This window comes from Thiorhodovibrio litoralis, from assembly GCF_033954455.1.
In the GTDB taxonomy this organism is placed as follows: domain Bacteria; phylum Pseudomonadota; class Gammaproteobacteria; order Chromatiales; family Chromatiaceae; genus Thiorhodovibrio; species Thiorhodovibrio litoralis.
In genome coordinates, this window is sequence record NZ_CP121473.1 from 3,366,645 (window position 1) to 3,383,669 (window position 17,025).

21 protein-coding genes, 4 tRNA genes and 2 pseudogenes are annotated in these 17,025 nt (G+C 61.4%); 19 read left to right on the forward strand and 8 right to left on the reverse strand.

What is annotated here, in order from left to right; translation table 11 throughout:
* Positions 1–100: 100 nt before the first annotated feature.
* Positions 101–775, reverse strand: coding sequence for a cysteine hydrolase family protein (locus Thiosp_RS14955; RefSeq protein ID WP_201063248.1), 675 nt, complete (start codon positions 773–775; stop codon positions 101–103).
* A 164-nt stretch (positions 776–939) separates the two neighbouring features.
* Here Thiosp_RS14955 and Thiosp_RS14960 point away from each other — a divergent pair, with 164 nt between their 5' ends.
* The 8 genes and pseudogenes from Thiosp_RS14960 to Thiosp_RS14995 form a co-directional block, all read left to right on the forward strand.
* Positions 940–1,947: an SLAC1 anion channel family protein gene (locus Thiosp_RS14960; protein ID WP_201063247.1), complete on the forward strand. Its 1,008-nt coding sequence runs from the start codon at positions 940–942 to the stop codon at positions 1,945–1,947.
* A gap of 113 nt (positions 1,948–2,060) precedes the next feature.
* The gene (locus Thiosp_RS14965; RefSeq protein WP_201063246.1) at positions 2,061–2,474 is read left to right on the forward strand and encodes a DUF6858 family protein; all 414 of its coding nucleotides are present in this window, start codon (positions 2,061–2,063) and stop codon (positions 2,472–2,474) included.
* 184 nt (positions 2,475–2,658) lie between these two features.
* Positions 2,659–2,735: transfer RNA gene (locus tag Thiosp_RS14970), tRNA-Pro, on the forward strand.
* 39 nt (positions 2,736–2,774) lie between these two features.
* Positions 2,775–2,851 (forward strand) — tRNA-Arg (locus Thiosp_RS14975).
* Between the two features lie 51 nt (positions 2,852–2,902).
* Positions 2,903–2,978 (forward strand) — tRNA-His (locus tag Thiosp_RS14980).
* A gap of 21 nt (positions 2,979–2,999) precedes the next feature.
* Positions 3,000–3,075: transfer RNA gene (locus tag Thiosp_RS14985), tRNA-Lys, on the forward strand.
* A 677-nt stretch (positions 3,076–3,752) separates the two neighbouring features.
* Positions 3,753–4,187 (forward strand): annotated as a pseudogene (locus tag Thiosp_RS14990) (tyrosine-type recombinase/integrase); the annotation flags it as partial.
* Between the two features lie 31 nt (positions 4,188–4,218).
* Positions 4,219–5,184 (forward strand): annotated as a pseudogene (locus Thiosp_RS14995) (IS91 family transposase); the annotation flags it as partial.
* Between the two features lie 493 nt (positions 5,185–5,677).
* On the opposite strand, the gene Thiosp_RS15000 reads toward Thiosp_RS14995, so the two are convergent.
* The 3 genes from Thiosp_RS15000 to Thiosp_RS15010 all read right to left on the reverse strand — a co-directional run bounded on the left by Thiosp_RS15000 (position 5,678) and on the right by Thiosp_RS15010 (position 7,757).
* Positions 5,678–5,932, reverse strand: a complete 255-nt coding sequence (locus Thiosp_RS15000; protein WP_323696509.1) for a tyrosine-type recombinase/integrase — start codon at positions 5,930–5,932, stop codon at positions 5,678–5,680.
* Positions 5,933–5,958: 26 nt separating this feature from the next.
* Entirely contained in the window at positions 5,959–6,549 is a 591-nt protein-coding gene (locus tag Thiosp_RS15005) for an ISAs1 family transposase (protein WP_323697122.1), read from the reverse strand.
* 122 nt (positions 6,550–6,671) lie between these two features.
* The gene (locus tag Thiosp_RS15010; RefSeq protein ID WP_323696510.1) at positions 6,672–7,757 is read right to left on the reverse strand and encodes a Druantia anti-phage system protein DruA; all 1,086 of its coding nucleotides are present in this window, start codon (positions 7,755–7,757) and stop codon (positions 6,672–6,674) included.
* Between the two features lie 199 nt (positions 7,758–7,956).
* Here Thiosp_RS15010 and Thiosp_RS15015 point away from each other — a divergent pair, with 199 nt between their 5' ends.
* Both Thiosp_RS15015 and Thiosp_RS15020 read left to right on the forward strand, forming a co-directional pair.
* Entirely contained in the window at positions 7,957–8,415 is a 459-nt protein-coding gene (locus Thiosp_RS15015; RefSeq protein WP_201067222.1) for an NUDIX domain-containing protein, read from the forward strand.
* A gap of 20 nt (positions 8,416–8,435) precedes the next feature.
* Positions 8,436–8,813, forward strand: coding sequence for a hypothetical protein (locus tag Thiosp_RS15020; protein WP_201067221.1), 378 nt, complete (start codon positions 8,436–8,438; stop codon positions 8,811–8,813).
* 106 nt (positions 8,814–8,919) lie between these two features.
* Here the strand turns inward: Thiosp_RS15020 and Thiosp_RS15025 are convergent, their stop codons facing one another.
* Entirely contained in the window at positions 8,920–9,888 is a 969-nt protein-coding gene (locus Thiosp_RS15025) for an endonuclease/exonuclease/phosphatase family protein (RefSeq protein WP_201067220.1), read from the reverse strand.
* Positions 9,870–10,400, reverse strand: a complete 531-nt coding sequence (locus tag Thiosp_RS15030) for a rod shape-determining protein (RefSeq protein WP_201067219.1) — start codon at positions 10,398–10,400, stop codon at positions 9,870–9,872. Before Thiosp_RS15030 ends, Thiosp_RS15025 begins: the two co-directional genes overlap by 19 nt.
* Before the next feature lie 166 nt (positions 10,401–10,566).
* Between Thiosp_RS15030 and Thiosp_RS15035 the strand changes: the two genes are divergently transcribed.
* The 9 genes from Thiosp_RS15035 (at position 10,567) to Thiosp_RS15075 (ending at position 15,615) form a co-directional block, all read left to right on the forward strand.
* On the forward strand, positions 10,567–10,929 hold the full coding sequence (locus tag Thiosp_RS15035) for a DsrE family protein (protein ID WP_323696511.1): 363 nt from the start codon (positions 10,567–10,569) through the stop codon (positions 10,927–10,929).
* Positions 10,930–10,987: 58 nt separating this feature from the next.
* Positions 10,988–11,383: an ankyrin repeat domain-containing protein gene (locus Thiosp_RS15040; RefSeq protein WP_201067215.1), complete on the forward strand. Its 396-nt coding sequence runs from the start codon at positions 10,988–10,990 to the stop codon at positions 11,381–11,383.
* Positions 11,384–11,692: 309 nt separating this feature from the next.
* Positions 11,693–12,256: an HD domain-containing protein gene (locus tag Thiosp_RS15045; RefSeq protein ID WP_201067213.1), complete on the forward strand. Its 564-nt coding sequence runs from the start codon at positions 11,693–11,695 to the stop codon at positions 12,254–12,256.
* A complete protein-coding gene (locus tag Thiosp_RS15050; RefSeq protein WP_323696513.1) occupies positions 12,253–12,726 on the forward strand; it encodes a hypothetical protein in 474 nt (157 codons plus the stop codon). The genes Thiosp_RS15045 and Thiosp_RS15050 overlap by 4 nt, the downstream gene beginning before the upstream one ends.
* 76 nt (positions 12,727–12,802) lie before the next feature.
* Positions 12,803–13,414 carry a hypothetical protein gene (locus Thiosp_RS15055; protein WP_242519044.1) on the forward strand — a complete coding sequence of 204 codons (612 nt, stop codon included), beginning with the start codon at positions 12,803–12,805 and terminating at the stop codon, positions 13,412–13,414.
* Entirely contained in the window at positions 13,411–14,124 is a 714-nt protein-coding gene (locus Thiosp_RS15060; RefSeq protein WP_201069262.1) for a DUF3592 domain-containing protein, read from the forward strand. Before Thiosp_RS15055 ends, Thiosp_RS15060 begins: the two co-directional genes overlap by 4 nt.
* Positions 14,125–14,183: 59 nt before the next feature.
* Entirely contained in the window at positions 14,184–14,426 is a 243-nt protein-coding gene (locus Thiosp_RS15065) for a DUF6868 family protein (protein ID WP_201069261.1), read from the forward strand.
* A gap of 88 nt (positions 14,427–14,514) precedes the next feature.
* Entirely contained in the window at positions 14,515–15,129 is a 615-nt protein-coding gene (locus Thiosp_RS15070; RefSeq protein ID WP_201069260.1) for an SAM-dependent methyltransferase, read from the forward strand.
* Positions 15,130–15,234: 105 nt separating this feature from the next.
* Entirely contained in the window at positions 15,235–15,615 is a 381-nt protein-coding gene (locus Thiosp_RS15075) for a thiol-disulfide oxidoreductase DCC family protein (protein ID WP_407702722.1), read from the forward strand.
* Between the two features lie 488 nt (positions 15,616–16,103).
* Here Thiosp_RS15075 and Thiosp_RS15080 read toward each other — a convergent pair whose 3' ends face one another.
* The gene (locus Thiosp_RS15080; RefSeq protein WP_323697123.1) at positions 16,104–16,277 is read right to left on the reverse strand and encodes a hypothetical protein; all 174 of its coding nucleotides are present in this window, start codon (positions 16,275–16,277) and stop codon (positions 16,104–16,106) included.
* 135 nt (positions 16,278–16,412) lie between these two features.
* On the reverse strand, positions 16,413–17,024 hold the full coding sequence (locus Thiosp_RS15085) for a type IV toxin-antitoxin system AbiEi family antitoxin domain-containing protein (protein ID WP_201063228.1): 612 nt from the start codon (positions 17,022–17,024) through the stop codon (positions 16,413–16,415).
* Position 17,025: the final 1 nt, after the last annotated feature.

Genomic DNA, 17,025 nt, shown 5'->3' on the forward strand with positions numbered 1-17,025 from the left:
GTCATTCCCCGCCCACTCCAAATACACTCCCGCCACTTCGGCCTCGCCATGCTAGCACAATGGAGCAACCGGACCGCTCAGGCACTTCGAGCCTGCTGAATTAGCCAAGACCCATCATCCCCAGCAGCTCGTCACTCTGCATCACATGGCAGTAAATGCGGTTGATGATCGCAAGCTCGGCGCGATGCAGCTCATCGGTGCCGGCGGCGCAGCAGTCATCGAGCACGATGACATTGAAGCTTTCATCGGCGAGGCTGCGCACGGTCGAGGAAACGCACTGATCGGTGTAGATCCCGCCCACCACCAGATGGCGAATTCCCATATTGGCCAGCACCAGGCGCAGGTTGGTGCCCGTCATCGCGCTATCGCCGGTTTTGGTGATGACAATTTCATCCTCGACCGGCGCAAGCTCGGGAATGATCTGCGACTCCGGACTGCTCTTTGGCATGAGCAGATTGTTCCAGCCCGGCATCTTCTGGCTGAGCGAGCGATCACGCCCGTCGTTTAGCAGGCAGGCGATGCGCGCGTGAATCACATCGATGCCGTGCTCGCGAAATGAGCGTTGCAGGGCCTGCAAGCGCGGGATCACGGTCCCACGCATGCGCTGATGAAACGGCTCCCAGCGCGCACGCTCGGCCGGGTCCTGGTGCTCGGCCAGGCCGTAGTTTTGCACGTCGATGCACAGCAACGCAGTCTCGCGCCAGGGCAGCGTCATGTCCTCGGGCTCGGGTGCGTTCTGGTAATAAAAAGAGCGGTGCGCGGTTTTCCAGCTCATGGTCGAACCTCTGGTAAATATAGGGGTTTATCGAACGGCTAGCGGCCCAGTTTGGCACATTCGCGGCCAGAGGGAGATGCCGGTTGCGAATCTTCATTGCGCTGTGACCGCCAATCCCTAGAATTGCGCTCAGTTATTCACACCTTTGCCTATGGAGGTTCGCCATGACCGCCATTGCGGTTTCAGCATCCACTTCGCACCAGACAACGGGGCATTCTGGCTCCCCGCGTCTGCCTTTCATGCCGATTTCATTCTTCGCCATCGTCATGGGTATGACCGGACTCACCATCGCTTGGGAGAAGGCACAACATGTCTTTGAGCGCGACCTGGGCATCAATGCCTGGATGGTCGGGCTCAGCGCAACGGTATTCGTGATCATCGGGCTGTTTTACGCCACCAAGCTCGCGCTGCATCGCAAAGCGGTGCTGGCCGAGCTGCGCCATCCGGTCAAGCTGAATTTCTTTCCGACCATTTCAATCAGCCTCCTCCTGCTCGCCATTGCCTTTCTCGCCATCAATCCCGCCGTCAGTCGGCCACTGTGGATAGCAGGCACCTCACTGCACTTGCTATTCACGCTCTATGTGGTCAGCGTCTGGATGCATCATGAGCATTTTGAAGTGCATCACATGAATCCGGCCTGGTTCATTCCGGCTGTCGGCAATGTGCTGGTGCCGGTTGCAGGCGTGCCGCTTGGGTATAGCGATATCAGCTGGTTCTTCTTCAGCACCGGCATGGTGTTCTGGGGCATGCTGATGACCATCGTGTTTTATCGCATCCTGTTTCATAACCCGATCGACGACCGGCTGATGCCTACACTCTTCATTCTCATCGCGCCACCCGCGGTCGGCTTCATTGCCTACACAAGATTGCTTGGGGATATTGACACCATCGCGCGACTGCTCTATTTCAGCGGGCTGTTCTTGACCCTGCTGCTGTTCACCCAAGTCGCCCGCTTCGCCAAACTGGAGTTTTTTCTCTCCTGGTGGGCCTACTCATTCCCATTGGCCGCTATCTGCATCGCTAGCCTGGTGTTCTTTGAGATGACCGGCAAGGCTGCTTTCGGATACCTGGGCGCGGGTCTGTTAGTGATCGTTACCGCCGTGGTCAGCTTTCTCGTCATTCGCACCATCATCGCCATCGGCAAGCACAATATTTGTCTTCCCGGACATTGACCACCCGCTTGGATACATTGCGCGATGACAGCGCGCAATGTATCGCCGCCCAAGGTCGCACCTAGGATTGCCCCCAGAATTACCAACAACTCACCCTATTTGGAGACATCGCAATGAAGCAAACCCTGCTGCAGGAAAAATACCCGGTCTACACCCTGGAGACCCCAAAGAACGAAACGCGCTATACCAGCGTCGATGAGATCATTGACTACCTCAAAGGCTGCGTCGATGAGCATCCGAAAGCGCGCTTTATCTCGATTTTCGACCACTACCAACACACGAGCGACATGCCAGGCGGCGAAATCGCCCAAGACATCACGGCCGCCAAGCACATCGTCTTCTGCTTCGGCACCCACCTGCCCAATCCGCAAGTCATGGCCGTCAGACCCCGCTCGATCGGCGTCGTCGATCAGGGCGACGAATTCGTCGTCAGCTTTCTTGAGGCACCCATGCCGCTCGCCAACAACGCCATGGAGTCCTGGGTCCGTGCCCTGGTCAATACCCCTCAAACACAGAATGCCGGATAACACGCTCCAGGATTTGCATCGACCGAACAAGCTCGGCTCGAAACAGCGCTCGCGCCGCCCCGGCAACCGGCTCGAGTAGCGGGAGCCGAGGCAACGCGAGCGCGGGTATTGACGACATTCGCCCGCGCACGTATCATTCTCGCTCTTAGCTTTTGAGCTTGCGGACGGGCGATGCATCATCCGCCGGGGTATAGCGCAGTCTGGTAGCGCGCCTGCTTTGGGAGCAGGATGTCGGGGGTTCGAATCCCTCTACCCCGACCAAACGTCGCTGAGTCACACCCGGGCCGCTTGATTCCCATTGCGCCCGTAGCTCAGCTGGATAGAGCAACGGCCTTCTAAGCCGTAGGTCGCAGGTTCGAATCCTGCCGGGCGTGCCATAAGGCAGAAACCAAATTCTCGCTTTTACACATATTCTCGCTTTTTCAATGGCGGACGTAGCTCAGTTGGTAGAGCACCGGGTTGTGGCCTCGGTGGTCGTGGGTTCGATCCCCATCGTTCGCCCCATCAATACCGGCAAAAACCCAAGGGCCGTTAGCTCAGCTGGTAGAGCAGGGGACTCTTAATCCCTTGGTCGAAGGTTCGAATCCTTCACGGCCCACCAAGAAAAACAGCGGCTTAGCCTCCACCGAGGCTCGGCCGTTTTGCTTTTTCAGGCTTCGGGGTAACGCTGGGGTAACATTTTTGAAGCATTAGGCGGTGATCGACTCGCCCTGCCAGTCTTCTCTCTCGGTAGCCACGAATCCACCGGGGCACTAGCCTGACCATGCTGCCAGCCGGTTCGGGTTTCGCCCTTGGAAAGATGCGCGTTAGAACCCTACCCCTTGACCGGTCATGCTTCGCCCTGGAACAGTCTGCCCTCTGCACCAGCTCAAGGGGGTCGCCAACGACTACCCTCTTTGCGCCGTTCAGGACTCTGCCGAACCCTTGGGCCTTTCTTTTTTAAGCAGACAGCTCTGATCAGTGCATAAACCGCCCGACCTTCACCTCCGCCAGCCGTTGCGCTCGCTGGTCGGTCAGGTAGGCGCATCATGCCGTACCGCGACGAGATGAATTGGACCTGCTCGAGTGACTGGTTCCGGCGATTATGTAGCGCTCAACATAATGGCCGTTGAACTAATCCGCTCCGCGGAGCTTCCGAGCCCGCCGGCCGCGACCCAGACCTGCCGCTGACAGCGCGTTTGCGCATTGTCGCCCACACTGAAGACGACCCAATCAGGGTCGTTGACAGAGGGTCTGACGATGACCGCATTACGCCAACGTATGATTGCCGCCATGCAGATGCATGGTTTCTCCCCGCGCACCCACCAGAGCTACCTCGCCGCGGTGCGCGATCTCGCCAAATTTACTCGCCGCGCGCCTGACACCTTGATGCCGGATGATGTGCAGTGCTACTTCGAGCACTTGGTGCGCGAGCGTGGGCTCGCCCCGGCAAGCGTGCGCCTGTTCTACCATGGCATCCGCTTTTTCTACCTCCAGGTGCTCAACTGGCCGGCGGTGGACCTGGCCGTCACCCTGCCCAAGCGCCCGCAACGCATACACAAGTTGCTCACGCGCGAAGAGGTGGCGGCCATCCTGGGCGCCTGCGCGGATGTGCGCCATCACATAATGCTCAGCCTGTGCTATGGCTGCGGGCTGCGCCTGAACGAAGTGCTGGCGGTTCGCGTTGGCGATATCGACGGCGAACGCCGGCTGTTGCGCATTGAACAGGGCAAGGGCGCCAAGGACCGCATGGTCCCGCTCTCGCCGACCTTGTTGGCGCAACTGCGCGCGTATTGGCGCGCCTATCGCCCGGGCGCGCCAGCGCGCGGCCTTGCTGCCGGTGACCTATCACCATCTGGTCTTCACGCTGCCGTCCGCCCTCAATGGCTGGATCGAGGTCCATCCCAAACAGCTCTATGATCTGCTGTTCGAGACGGTCTGGGCCACATTGTCGGCCTTCGGTGCCAACCCCAAGCGCCTGGGCGGACAACTGGGGATGACCGCAGTGCTCCATACCTGGGGACAGACGTTGACCCGGCATGTGCATCTGCATTGTCTGGTGCCGGGCGGGGCATTCTCCGCTACCGGTCAGTGGCATCCCGCGAAAAGCAACTACCTATTCCCGGTGCGGGCGCTCTCGCGTCACGTGCGCGGCGGCTTTGTGAGTCGTCTGCGCCAGGCTGTCGCGGCCGGAGACCTGTGCCGGTTAACCGATCCGCGCGAGACCGACCGCTTGCTCGATACCCTGATGGGCACCGAGTGGGTGGTCTTTTCCAAGCCCTGCCTGGCGCGCAGCGAAACCGTCGTCGACTACCTCGGACGCTACAGCCACCGCACCGCGCTGAGCGACAGCCGCCTACTCAGCTTTGATGGCGAGTCCGTTGAACTCAGCTACAAGGACTACCGCGATGGCGACCAGCGCAAAGTCATGACCCTCTCCGGTGAGGAACTGTTGCGCCGCTTCCTGCTCCATGTGCTACCAAAGGGTTTCATGCGCGTGCGCCATTTCGGCTTCCTGGCCAATCGTTGTCGTGCTCAGCGCTTGCCGGCTATCCGCGCGGCGATCGGCGCGGTGCAAGCGCGTCCCGTTGCAGTCATGACAACTGAGCCGGGCACCACCGGGCATCCCCAACCTTCCAAGACCTTTGATGGTTTTCCCTGCCAGAGCTGTCGCGGCGGACGACTGCGGGTGCGCACCGCCCTGGCTCCCAAACGCCGTGATGGAGGATAGTGCGCGCCGATCACTCGTCCCCTCCCTTCACCTGCCATGAGAAATGTTTCGGCCCGATCTCGGGTCAGTGCACGCGCTCGCCTCGCGCTCGGAAATCGACTAAACTCAGCGCTAATACACAGCGCATCTTCCCCCAGGGAGGCCACCAAATGACGTATTTCCCCTCCCGCTGTCGCCCGTGCCGCTGCTTCAGCGCCAACACCACCCCCGCACTCCCGGGGTCTGACCAATACAATCCCCTAAGAAGCCAGCTCTCGAGCCTCTGCGCCGGAGAGCCCGTGCCAGGATCGGATTAGTCCAACAGACATTTATCCATCGGGCGCTGAGAGTTCAGCGCATGATCGGACTCACGGCTTAGCGCCCGATGGATAAATGCTTAATAGTTATGTAGAGGTTGCATTTATGTTGAGTTGTCGCGCCGATGCCTTTGCTGCTGAGCATCGGCGCGATCGGGGCTCTACATAGTTACAGGTCTTGGAGAAAGTGCATCAGCTCATCGGTCGGTTGGTTGGTAGCGTGTCGGCTCCATCGCGGGCTCCTGAAGGCGGGCCAGAGCGTTTTGCTTCATTGTCAGATCGGCCTCGACGTATCGATGGGTGGTCGTCATGCTCTCATGCCCCAGCCAGAGTGCGATGACGCTGAAGGCGACGCCGGACTGCAGCATATGCATGGCGGTGGAGTGGCGCACCGAGTGAGGTGAGATGTGACGCATATTGAGGCTGGGGTAGCGCTCGGCGGCATGTGCCACTGCGATTTCCACACGGCAAATCCGTTCTAGCCGACAGGCGCTGCTCGAGCAGCACGTGGCACTGAGTTCGCCGTCATCCCCAGATAGTCGAAGACACGGCGAACCTTGCGCGCGAGTTTATCAATGGTTGCCGAGACGGAGTCGGTGGATTTCGCCTTGATCAGGCCAGTGGCGAACCGGCGCAGGCGGGTCATGTTTTCCGGTCCATGGCCGGTGCGGATCGTGCAGCGATCCTCATCCCAGTTCCAGTCGAGGATCCAGTGATGGGCTTCAACGCCCCAGTGGCTACGGTTAAAGGCCAGCAAGCGCTTGGGACTGGCGCTCTCGGGGGTGTGATCAGTGAGGCCGTAGACCGTTTCGATGGTCGTCTTGCCGGTCTTCTTGTTCGTGATGGTCCGCTCAATGACGAAGACCTGACCGACAGCGGGGAAGTCGAGATACGCGTTGAGCTTCGTGGAGGTCCAAATCGCGCGGCTTTCGATGCGCCCGTGCTTGAGTTCCGGGCGCTCGCGGAAGTCCGGTTCGCCACGATCCTGGAAGTTCAACCGAATATCGGCCGCGAGGGTCGGTTGGTTATCCTTGGCGATAAAAACGTAGTGCGCGCCGCGTTGGACCAGGTAGGCAGCGAGCTTGCGTTAGGTGAGGAGCGCGTCGGCGGTGAGGGTTTTGCCGGTAAGGTCGAGGGAATCGAGCACCGGGATCGCCATCCCGATCTCCCACTGTTTTTTTGGGGTGCGTTTCAGCTCATCGCTGCCATTGACGGGCAGAGAGCCGACTTTTTTTGGGTGTGACAGCGCTTGGACTCATGTCCAACGACACCGAGGATGTGGGTCTGGTTTCCCTCGGCGTCGATGGCGTTGCACATCGTCTTGCCATCAAGGGCCAAGCCCTCGTCCTCGGTGGCCATCTGCGCGTTCCAACCCTGCAGTGCTCGATCGACGGCGTTGGGGTCCGCCCGCGTGAGGACATCGCGGATGCGGGTGCGGCTGGGCACCTCATAGCGGCCATTGCGATAGCGGCAGCCAAAACGCGCACGGGCGGTCTGACTGAGGTCCTGCGCCCATTCAGCGATGGCCTTGTAGCCGCGCGCCCCGCACAAGACCGCCGCGGCCGAGATGGCAAGCACCACCGGCAACGGATGCCGTCGGCCTTGGCTGCGGCGCGGATCCGGGACATCGGCGAAGAACTCGGGCAACGAACGCATCTGCTGTGCACTTAACATCAGTCTTGGGACTCCATGGTGATAGACAGGATCAAGTGTTGGATGAGACAAGCGTGCTTGAGCCTGCGCGATCAAGGGGCGGACAAACACCCGCTTGGCGCCATCGGCGCGGTTGCTGTAGCCGGCGCGGGTGCGCCGATACCCGCGTGTCTGCCCGACCTCGAGCCAATTGGCGGCGCGATAGCAGGTACCGGCGAACCGGCGCGGATCGACGAAGGTCTCCAGCAACCACAGCGGATAGCCGAAGCGCGCCGGCCAATCGGCGCTGACCCGGCGCTCGCATAGCCCCAGCACACGCGAGGCGAGATTCGGCACATGCCACGCGGGCAGGATCAAAAAACGGGCGTTGTTGGCGATCAGATGCAGCCGGTCGAATTGATAGCGCCGATCCCAGCCGATCCAGCGATCGCGCGCGCCGCACTTCCATGCGGCCGCGCTGAACACCAGCAACGCCAGCCACTGCTCCTGCCAGGTGGCGACATACCAGAGGGTGTGACCGATCTTTGCCGAAGCCCCCAGGTAGTGATGCTCCTCAAGCAGGGCGTTGAAGCGCGGCTCTTCATCCGCGGCGACCAGACGCAGGGTGATCTCGTGCAGGTTCATCGCGCCGCCTCGCCAGTTAGCAATGGCCAGCAGTTTGAACCAGACGGAAGGAAATGTCCAGAATCGAGGGTAAGTTTTTCTACGACCGTTTAATTCCGTCTAGAACGGTTCCGCCCTGTGCCGGGCGGCCTCGGCTTTGACAGATTGGCTTCTGTGTGCAGACATAGGGCGTTTTCGGCAATGAGCAAGAAGGTGCGCGATGACGAAACCCGAAACACCGCTGCTGGCCGCGGACATCATCATCGAGCTCAATGACCAGCCAGGCCGGCCCATCGTGCTGATTGAACGGCGCTATCCGCCGCTGGGTTGGGCGATTCCCGGCGGCTTTGTCGACATCGGGGAGCGCGCCGAAGCCGCCGCCATGCGCGAGGCGCGGGAGGAAACGGCCTTGCGGGTGAAGTTGCGCGCACTCCTTGGTCTTTACTCCGATCCAGCACGCGACCCGCGAGGCCATACGGTCAGCGCGGTCTATGTGGCGGAGGCCACCGGAGAGCCCCGAGCGCAGGATGATGCCCGCCACTTGGCGGTCTTCGCACCAGAGGCACTGCCCGTACCCCTCGCGTTCGATCATGCGCGGATTCTCGATCATTACCGGCGCTACCGCGAGACGGGCCTGATCACCCCGTTGTGGTCGCCGGATTCCCTCGACAACCTCTGAGCCTCGCTCACGCCGTCATCATGCCCTCCCTGTTTTCCATCATCGAATCCCCCGGCCATCCGCGACTCGACGGTCTCTACCAGCGCCTTGGCATCGAGCAGGTGAAACTCAGCTCCCAGCGCAAGGCGCTGCAGGCGCTGAAGAAGGTCACCCCGGACTGGGTGGTGGCGGAGTTCTTCTATGGCTTCGGCAACAACTACGCCGGGGCAAATGTCTCCAACCTGGATGTCTTGCTCGCCACATTGCGCAAGCAGGCGCCTGCGGCGCGGGTGATTGTGCTGGTCACCAAGGATCAGGCCGGGTATGTTCCCTTGCTCGCGGAGCGCTTTCCGCTGCATGCGGTTCTGACCTTGCCGGTAGGCGAGGCGGACATGGAGGCGGCGCTGACGGACCAATGAGGCTATCGTCGTCTTTAACCGCCTGAGCTCTCTCTACTCAGATTTCGGACGACAACACAAGGCCCCCAGAGAGCGTCTAGCGGTGACAGCAACAGGATGGGAACCGTCACCACAACAAGACACTGACTGCCCGGTGATCAGAGCCAAGCGACCGGGTTGGCCCAGCCCTGAAACCCCGCCAGGCGGTGGTTACCAAGGCCTGGTCGATGGGGATGCCAAACCAACCTTGGCCAACCGTCGGCCAGGTGGGTTGCAGCCCGCTTGCCCGGCGCACGCCGGTCTGGCGCAGTCCAGCAAAGGCGGATGACCAGGGGCTGGCATTCAGATCGCCGGCGAGAATGCCGAGCTTTGCCGGATCGAGATCGGTGATCAGTTCGCGCAACTGCTGGTTGCGTAGCTGGTGAAAATGCGCGGAGACCGGTGGCATCGGGTGCACGGCAATCACCTCCACGCCGTGCCCGTTCCAGTCAAGCTCGGCATGCAGCCGCGCAATGCCGGCCGCATCCCGTTGGGTGCGCGCGTCGTTGAGCGGCCAGGCCGCGCGCAGGCAGATACCGAAGGGAGATTCATCGGGTTGCTCGACATGCGTCGGCAGCGCATCGCGGTCATTCAACCAGCGGGCCATTGCCGGTGTGCATTCCAGCAGGATCAGCAGATCCGGTGGCTCGGACTCCAGCCAATCGGTCAGCGCGGGCAGCGGTGGCTGGGCCATGTTCAGATTGGCCACCGCAACCCGAAAACCCGGCTCGCCAAACTCGGGCTGGTTGCTCAGGGACGGGGAGGCGCTCAACCAGGGCAGCGGAAACAAGAAAAGCGCCAACCAGGCAATTGGGCGGCGCCGGATCAGCAGCACCACGCCCAGCACCAGCAAGATCAAATAAAGCCATTGCCCGTGGGTGATTAAATCCAGCAGCCAGGCGAACTGCCCTGCACTGGCGTGCAAGGGTGCCGACAACCAGGGTGAGAGTAACCCAAAGGCCGCGCCGCCAATCAGCCACCAGCCATCGCTTGCACGATCACCAGCCAGCGGTCGGCGCAGAATCGCCAGCCAAGCCATCAGCGGCGACGCGCCCATTTTGGCGGTTCGGGAAGCCAGGCGTCACCCGGATAACGACAATCCAGGATGTCGGCATCCGATAATTCCCCGCCGACCCAGACAGCCGCTGATCGTGCCCCGGCACCGGCAGCCAATTCCTGCCAGGCGCGCACCTCGACCTGGGTCAAGCCGCCTTCTGTCTTCTCCAACGGATGCAGGATCATCAGCGGCGAAGGTCGCAGCAAGGCGTTGGTGGCCAACTGATGCACGGCATGCTGCAAGAGTTTCTCCGCGACGGTGAAGTCGGCCAGCAGGGTGCGCGGATGCGCGAAGGGATTGACGATCTCACATCCCTCGGCACGATTGGCCTGTTGCGCCGCTTCACCGACCGCGAGAATCCGTTCGGGTTTTTGCCGCCGGTCGATGCAGACCAGGGGTTGGAGCTCAACCGTCTTACCTTGCACAATGTCGCGCACCGCCAGTCTGTTGGCGGAGATTGTCACATAGAAGGGCCCGGTCTGGAGCCATGTCGACAGGAATCCTGGCATCATGAACCTCGTTGCGTCCGGCGGTTGCGCCGGTGCTTGCCCGGCTTGAATCTCAAATCCTGATAAAGAGACTATCTGAATGTCAAAAAACCGCTTGATTTCGCTTCTTTTGATCTTGTTCGTCATCGGCACAGCGCCTGTTGCAAGCGCGGAGGAGGTCGAAGGCGGCTTGTTCGTCAACCTGACCACCGATGATACCTGGGCCGCGGCCAAAGCGATCCTGTTTGCCCATGAGAAAGTCCTCAAGCGCGGCTATAAGCCGGTGGCCATCTGGCTGAATGTGCGCGCCATTTATCTGGCCGACAAGAAACGCGCCTCCCACGTCCATGGCCTGATGAAGGAGCAAGGCCGCTCGATCCAGGACATGCTGCAAGCCTTCATCGCCGATGGCGGGATGGTGATTGCTTGCATGGCCTGCTCTAAGGCCGCCGGACTGACCGAAGCCGACTTCATCGAGGGGGTGCAGATGGGCAACCCGGACCTGGTGACGGGGCTGCTGTTCGACCCGAAGGTGAAAACCTTGTCGTGGTGATTGAGGCTGAAGCCCTCTGGTGGCGCGCATCGCTCGCGATCCTTGACGGAGACGCGTGATGGCAAAGGCGCGATCGCGAACCCTGGACGAGGTGCTGCAATCGACCTCGGACGTGCTGTTTCCCGCCGAACTGGGCAACCGACGCGTGCGCGTGACCAGCGCCAACGCAGACGGCGATACGCCCTTGCATGTCATGGCATGGCGCAAGGACCCAGAGGCGATGGCGTTGTTGATCAGCGCCGGCGCGGACGTCAATGCCGTCGGCGACATGGGCGAAACCCCGCTGCATGTCGCGATTGCGCAAAAGGATGAAGCCAGCATTCGGATGCTGCTGGACGCCGGCGCGCGCATTGACATCCGTTCCGAGTTCGATGAAACGCCATTGGAAAAAGCGGCGGCGACGAGCGACGCCATTCAAAGACTCCTGCGATTGCAGGGTCCATCGCCACCTTGACAGCCTTACCCTGGTGTCTCGCCCCGTGATAACGATGACAGGTTGATCCAAGGCTGACCTCCTCCGCGCTCAGCGATCAATCTTTGCCCGATCTCGGTGATACCACGCATCTTCCTGCTTCAACAGAGACTTTCAGCCAGTGTTGCGGTCGCATAGACTGGGAGGCATGAACCTTGCCCTCGTCACCGGTAGCCAAAAGTGGCACCGCGTCTCGCCGAAGGCCTATCGCGGCCGGGCGAACGGCCCGCCACCATGCATGATCCCGCTCATCTTCGAGCGTATGGCGCAGCTTAACCCCGGGGGACCAGGATGACCATCAGCGGCAGCGAGTCGGCGCTTCTCCTGCAAGCCGCCACCTTCGCGGCGGACAAGCACCGCCACCAGCGGCGCAAGGACGCGGCGGCCTCGCCCTATATCAACCACCCACTGGCGGTTGCCTGGACGCTGTCATCGGTTGGTGGGGTGACGCATCCTGAACTGCTCGCCGCGGCCCTGCTGCACGACACGGTCGAAGACACGGATACCAGCCTGGCCGAGCTGGAACAGATCTTCGGGCCGACGGTCAGCGCACTGGTGGCGGAGGTCACGGACGACAAGTCGCTGCCGAAACAACGGCGCAAGGCGCTGCAAATCGAGCATGCCGCACTGGCCTCTGACGCCGCCAAGCAACTGAAGATCGCCGACAAGATTGCCAATCTCCGCGATATTCTCGCCGATCCGCCGGCTGACTGGCCGCTGACCCGCAAGCTCGAATACCTGGACTGGGCCGAACAGGTGGTGCGGAATTGCCGGGGCGTCAACGCCGCGCTTGATGCCTGCTGGGATGCGACCTTCTCGGAGGCTCGCGGCACACTGGAAGCCGAAGCGCGATGACCTCGGTTACCCCCTGTGCCCGCGCTGCGCTGCGCTTCGGGCTGCTGTGCGCGCTCGCTGGTCTGGGAGTCGGCGGTTACGCGGTGCATTCCGCCATTGGCGAGGGCTGGCAGCGGCTGCCAATTTGTGCGGCCTTGGCGGCCTTTCTGACCGGGTTTGGCTTGTGGTACTGGCTGATCGAGCGTCGGAAAGCCTTGCGCCGCCGCGCCGGCATTCTAACCGGCGCACTGGCTGGCACTCTGGCGCATTACCTGTGCTGGTACCTGATGATCGTGAGCGCAAATCTGGATTATCTGTGGTTCGGCACCACCAGTTCCCTGGGCGAGCCGCCGATGAACCCTTTCCAGGCACTCGCGGGCGCGGCGGTCTTCAGCGGTTGGAGCTTGTTCCTGTTTGGCTGGGTGACCATTCCAGCCGGCGCCCTGCTCGGCGGGCTGATGATCCGCCGGTCGCATCGACCACTGTTCTGAAGGTCCCGGCGCTTCAGTCATGATCGCGATGCGAACTGGCCGAGGCACAGCTCGCGGTCGTCTCGCGGCAGCGTTATTGACCTGTTTGGTCCTTGCCTCCAACGGGCCGACCGGGGTGCTGGCCGATTCGGATCTGGATGCCGCCCAGTCCAAGCTGGAACAAGCCTGGGAATTGGCCCAACACGAGCGTCTCAGACGGCACGAGACGTTTCGCCAGGATCACCTGCAGCCTTTTGTCAGTGACGGCTGCAGTGGTGGCCTCTCCGCGCTTTGGACACAGCTCTCGCGGTGGTTGCCGGCCTTTCGCGCCATCCATGATGATCACCCGCCATGGGAGTCTTGCTGCATCGCGCATGATCGGGCCTATCATGCCGGTGGGCTGGAGGAGCCCAGCGCGCAGGCGAGTTTTGATGCGCGGTTGCGCGCGGATCAGGTGCTGCGCGAGTGTGTGATCGAGACGGTCTCGCAGCGAGCAGCCGCACTGGAGGCGCATTATGGGTTGCGGCATGAGCAGGTTGAGCAGCTGTATGCGCTGATCGCTGATCTGATGTACCGCTCGGTGCGCTTGGGCGGGGGTCCCTGCACCGGTCTGCCGTGGCGCTGGGGTTTTGGGCTGCCAGACTGCGGGATCTTGCCGCCGCCAAGCTCGCTTCTAGACCATCAGCACCAGAGGACGATGCCACCATGAAAATGTTCGGATCGATCAGCATCCTATTTGCGCTCATCGGCTTGGTACTGCTGGCTATCGCGGCATTCGCCTATGACCGCACGACGGGATTCATCGACACAGCACTGTCCACGACCGGCACCGTGGTTGAGCTGACCCGTTCCAGCCAGTCCGGTTCAAGTTCCGGCGGGGGCAGCACCTACCGCCCGGTGGTTCGTTTTCAGGATCGCCAAGGGACGACCATTGAGTTCGTCGCATCGGTGGGAAGCAACCCGCCGAGTCATCGCCCGGGCGAAACAGTCGAGGTGCTGTATCCGCCCGATGATCCGCACAAAGCCACGCTTCGCAGTGTGCTACAGCTGTGGTTTACGGAGATCCTGCTCGGTGGCCTCGGTAGCCTTTTCTTGCTGATCGGACTCGGCTTCAGCTTACCCTTGGTGCTCAGTCGGCGCCGGCGAGCGCGGCTGCACCATACCGGCAAGCCGGTGCAGACAACCGTCACGGACGTCCATCAGGATAGCCGGTTCAGCGCCCGTGGTCGGCATGCCTATCGCATCACAACCCAATGGCAGAACCCGCGCACTGGCAAGGTTCATGTCTTTACCAGCGAGCCCGTTTGGTTCGACCCAACCGATTACCTCAATCGCAGCCATGTGACGGTGTTGATCGATCCCGAGCGTCCCAATCGGTATGCCATGGACCTGTCCTTCCTGCCGGAACCGGCCAATTGACAGATGGGCCACCTTCTGACAGGAATGACACATGGCATTCGGATTGGAGAACAGAGACCATGACCACTGAACAACTCACGGCGCTTTTCGGTTGGGCGGCGATCATCAATATCGTCTTTCTGCTGGTGTCCACGATCGCATTGCTGAGTCTGCGCGAGCCCATCGCGCGCCTTCACAACTGGTTGTTCGGCCTCGATGCACAGGACCTGGGCCGCGCTTACTTCCAGTATCTGGCGCAGTTCAAGATCGCGACCATTGTATTCACCATCGCACCCTATCTGGCGCTGAGAATCGTGTTCTAATCGCGGCCGGTCGCACCATGGATGCGCCTTTCGCGACTCAAGAATCCACCGTCTCGCCTGAACTGAAATCCTCCACCGGAAACCATCTATGTGGGACCAACGCTTCGACCGTGAAGACTATCTCTACGGCACCGAGCCGAGCCAGTTTCTCGCGGCCCAGACGGAGCGCCTGCGCCCCGGACAGCGAGCTTTGGTCGTTGCCGATGGCGAGGGGCGCCATGCGGTGCATCTCGCTACGCTCGGGCTCGAGGTCACCGCCATGGACAGCTCCGGGGTGGCCCTAACCAAGGCACGCAAGCTCGCGGCGGCGAGTGGAGTGGCGGTGGATTTCCATCAGGCCGACCTGCGCGATTGGACATGGGCGCCCGCGCGCTATGATGTTGTGGTGGCAATTTTCATTCAATTCGCCGAGCCCGCGCTCAGAGCCGCGATCTTCGCCGGGATTCAACGCACCCTGGCACCGGGTGGCCTGCTCCTGCTGCATGGCTTCACTCCGGCGCAGCTGGCCTTTCACAGTGGCGGCCCGCCCTGTGCCGAGCTGCTCTACACGCCAGAACTCCTGCGCGCCGCCTTCGCCGAGCTTGAGATTCTGCGGCTCGGGGAATACCAGAGTGAGTTACGTGAAGGCACCGGCCATGTCGGCCAGGCGGCATTGATCGACTTGGTGGCCCGCAAGCCACTCGCCGATGCGACGTCAGCGTAAGACAGACCCAAACGATTCCACTTGGGCGCGCGCCCGGTTGGCCCAACCTGAAGTGAAGCTGAAACCAGATGCGGCGTTCCGCCAATGCCCAACCAAGACACATCCATGCAGAATTCCAACTCGCCATTGCGCGTCCTCTACGATGGCGGCTGTCCGCTCTGCCGACGCGAGATCGCCCACTATCAACGCCTCAGGCCCTGCAGGCCAGTGGACTGGATCGACATTGATGGCGGCCCACGCACGTGCGAATCGCTCGGCATCACCCGCGAAGACGCCATGGCGCGGTTTCATGTGCTTGAGGGAACGCGTATTCACACCGGTGCTGAAGCCTTTGTCGTGCTCTGGTCGGCGCTTCCCGGCTGGCATTTTCTGGCTACTCTGGCGCGCACGCTGCGCTTGCTCCCCGTGATGGAACTCGGCTATGCCTGGTTTGCCCAGCGCCGCTGGAAGAAGCGTTGCCAGGACGATCGTTGCGCGGTGATTTGATGACATCGCCCCGGCATTTGCGTCGGCTACCGCCTCTGGGTGACCCGATTCCTCCGCCCTGGATGCCTACTAATTGTCTCATCAAAGCTGTCGGCTTTCGGCACAACCAGCGCCTTTCTGCCGCTGATCGGGCTGCTCGCGGTGTTTCTACCGGATCTGCGTCAAGCCCCGGGCAAGGGGGTCACGATGGACCGGGTTGCCGTGCGAGTATGAGGCGTCAAACAACGACCGTCGCGCGATGATTTCTGACGACAACGCCTGAGCCTCGCGTAGGTCGTCATGATGCTCGTCCTTTTCCTTCTACCCTTTGCATCAAATAGGACCGTATAAACCAGGCTTCACCGCCAGCCAACATCCGGATGCCAATGGGCGGCCCAAGGCTGTTCCAACCGCGCAGCCTGCATCGGAGGCTCGAGAAACAGCCGCAGCCGGGACAGCACCGCCTTCAACTCGACAGGTCTCAGTGCATTCTTGGCCAGGAACGCCCGCTATTGGGTTTGTTTTTGGTTGTCCAAAGCAAAGGCCGTGCGCAATCCGAAAGGCACATCGGCGGGAATTGGCGTCGCGCGCCGCGCGAAGGTCGCATCAATGGCCCCAGTCAGGGTCGCGCCGTCAAACGTGCTGTGCCAAGACAGAACCCACAAGTCGAAAGAGTCCTTCATGCGGCTGTTAGCGATACCCAGCACAACCAGAGCCTGCAATTTCTCGGAGACTCAACACAAAATTGAAGTCCTGCTCGTCCGCCTTGGCAATATTCAGCAGCCGGGCTGGCACGGATGCACCGACATCCGGACCATTCATGCGAGACTGTCCAGATAGGGCCGGATGACCTTGCCCACCCGATTCATCTCGGCGAAGCGCCACAATGCATCGATGCTAACCCGACGGGGTCCACCATCCTGGCCGAGCGCCTCCTTCAGTGCTTCCAGGGCGACATCGAGGCCGATCTTGTTGCGGTATTTGAAACAGTCCGCCACGGTGCGCGCAAGATTGGTCACTCGCACCCTGACCCTGTCGATCTCGTGCTGATCGACGCCCTCGGTCATTCCTGCCTCGGAAAACCGCACGACGCGCAGCGGTGGATACGACAGGGCGGGTGCATGGGCCTTGCCGGGAATGGCTAGCCACACGTCGAATGGGTTCTGAGTCGTCAGTTCATGGAAGCGCAGCGCCGAGAGCAGGCATATCACGGCATGGGGGGAACGGCGCGCCACTTCGGCCAAGGCCGCATGTTCCGATACCGGCCGCTCAGGTAAGGCATAAAGCCCCCGTCCAACACGCGCGAGTCGACCCTGGCGCACAAGTCGCGTCAGAGACACCCGCGGCAGACCCTGGGCATCCAGATCGATCGGGCGGAGAAGACCCTGCTGTCGGGTGAGCGCGAGAATGGCGTCTTGGGTTGCGGACATG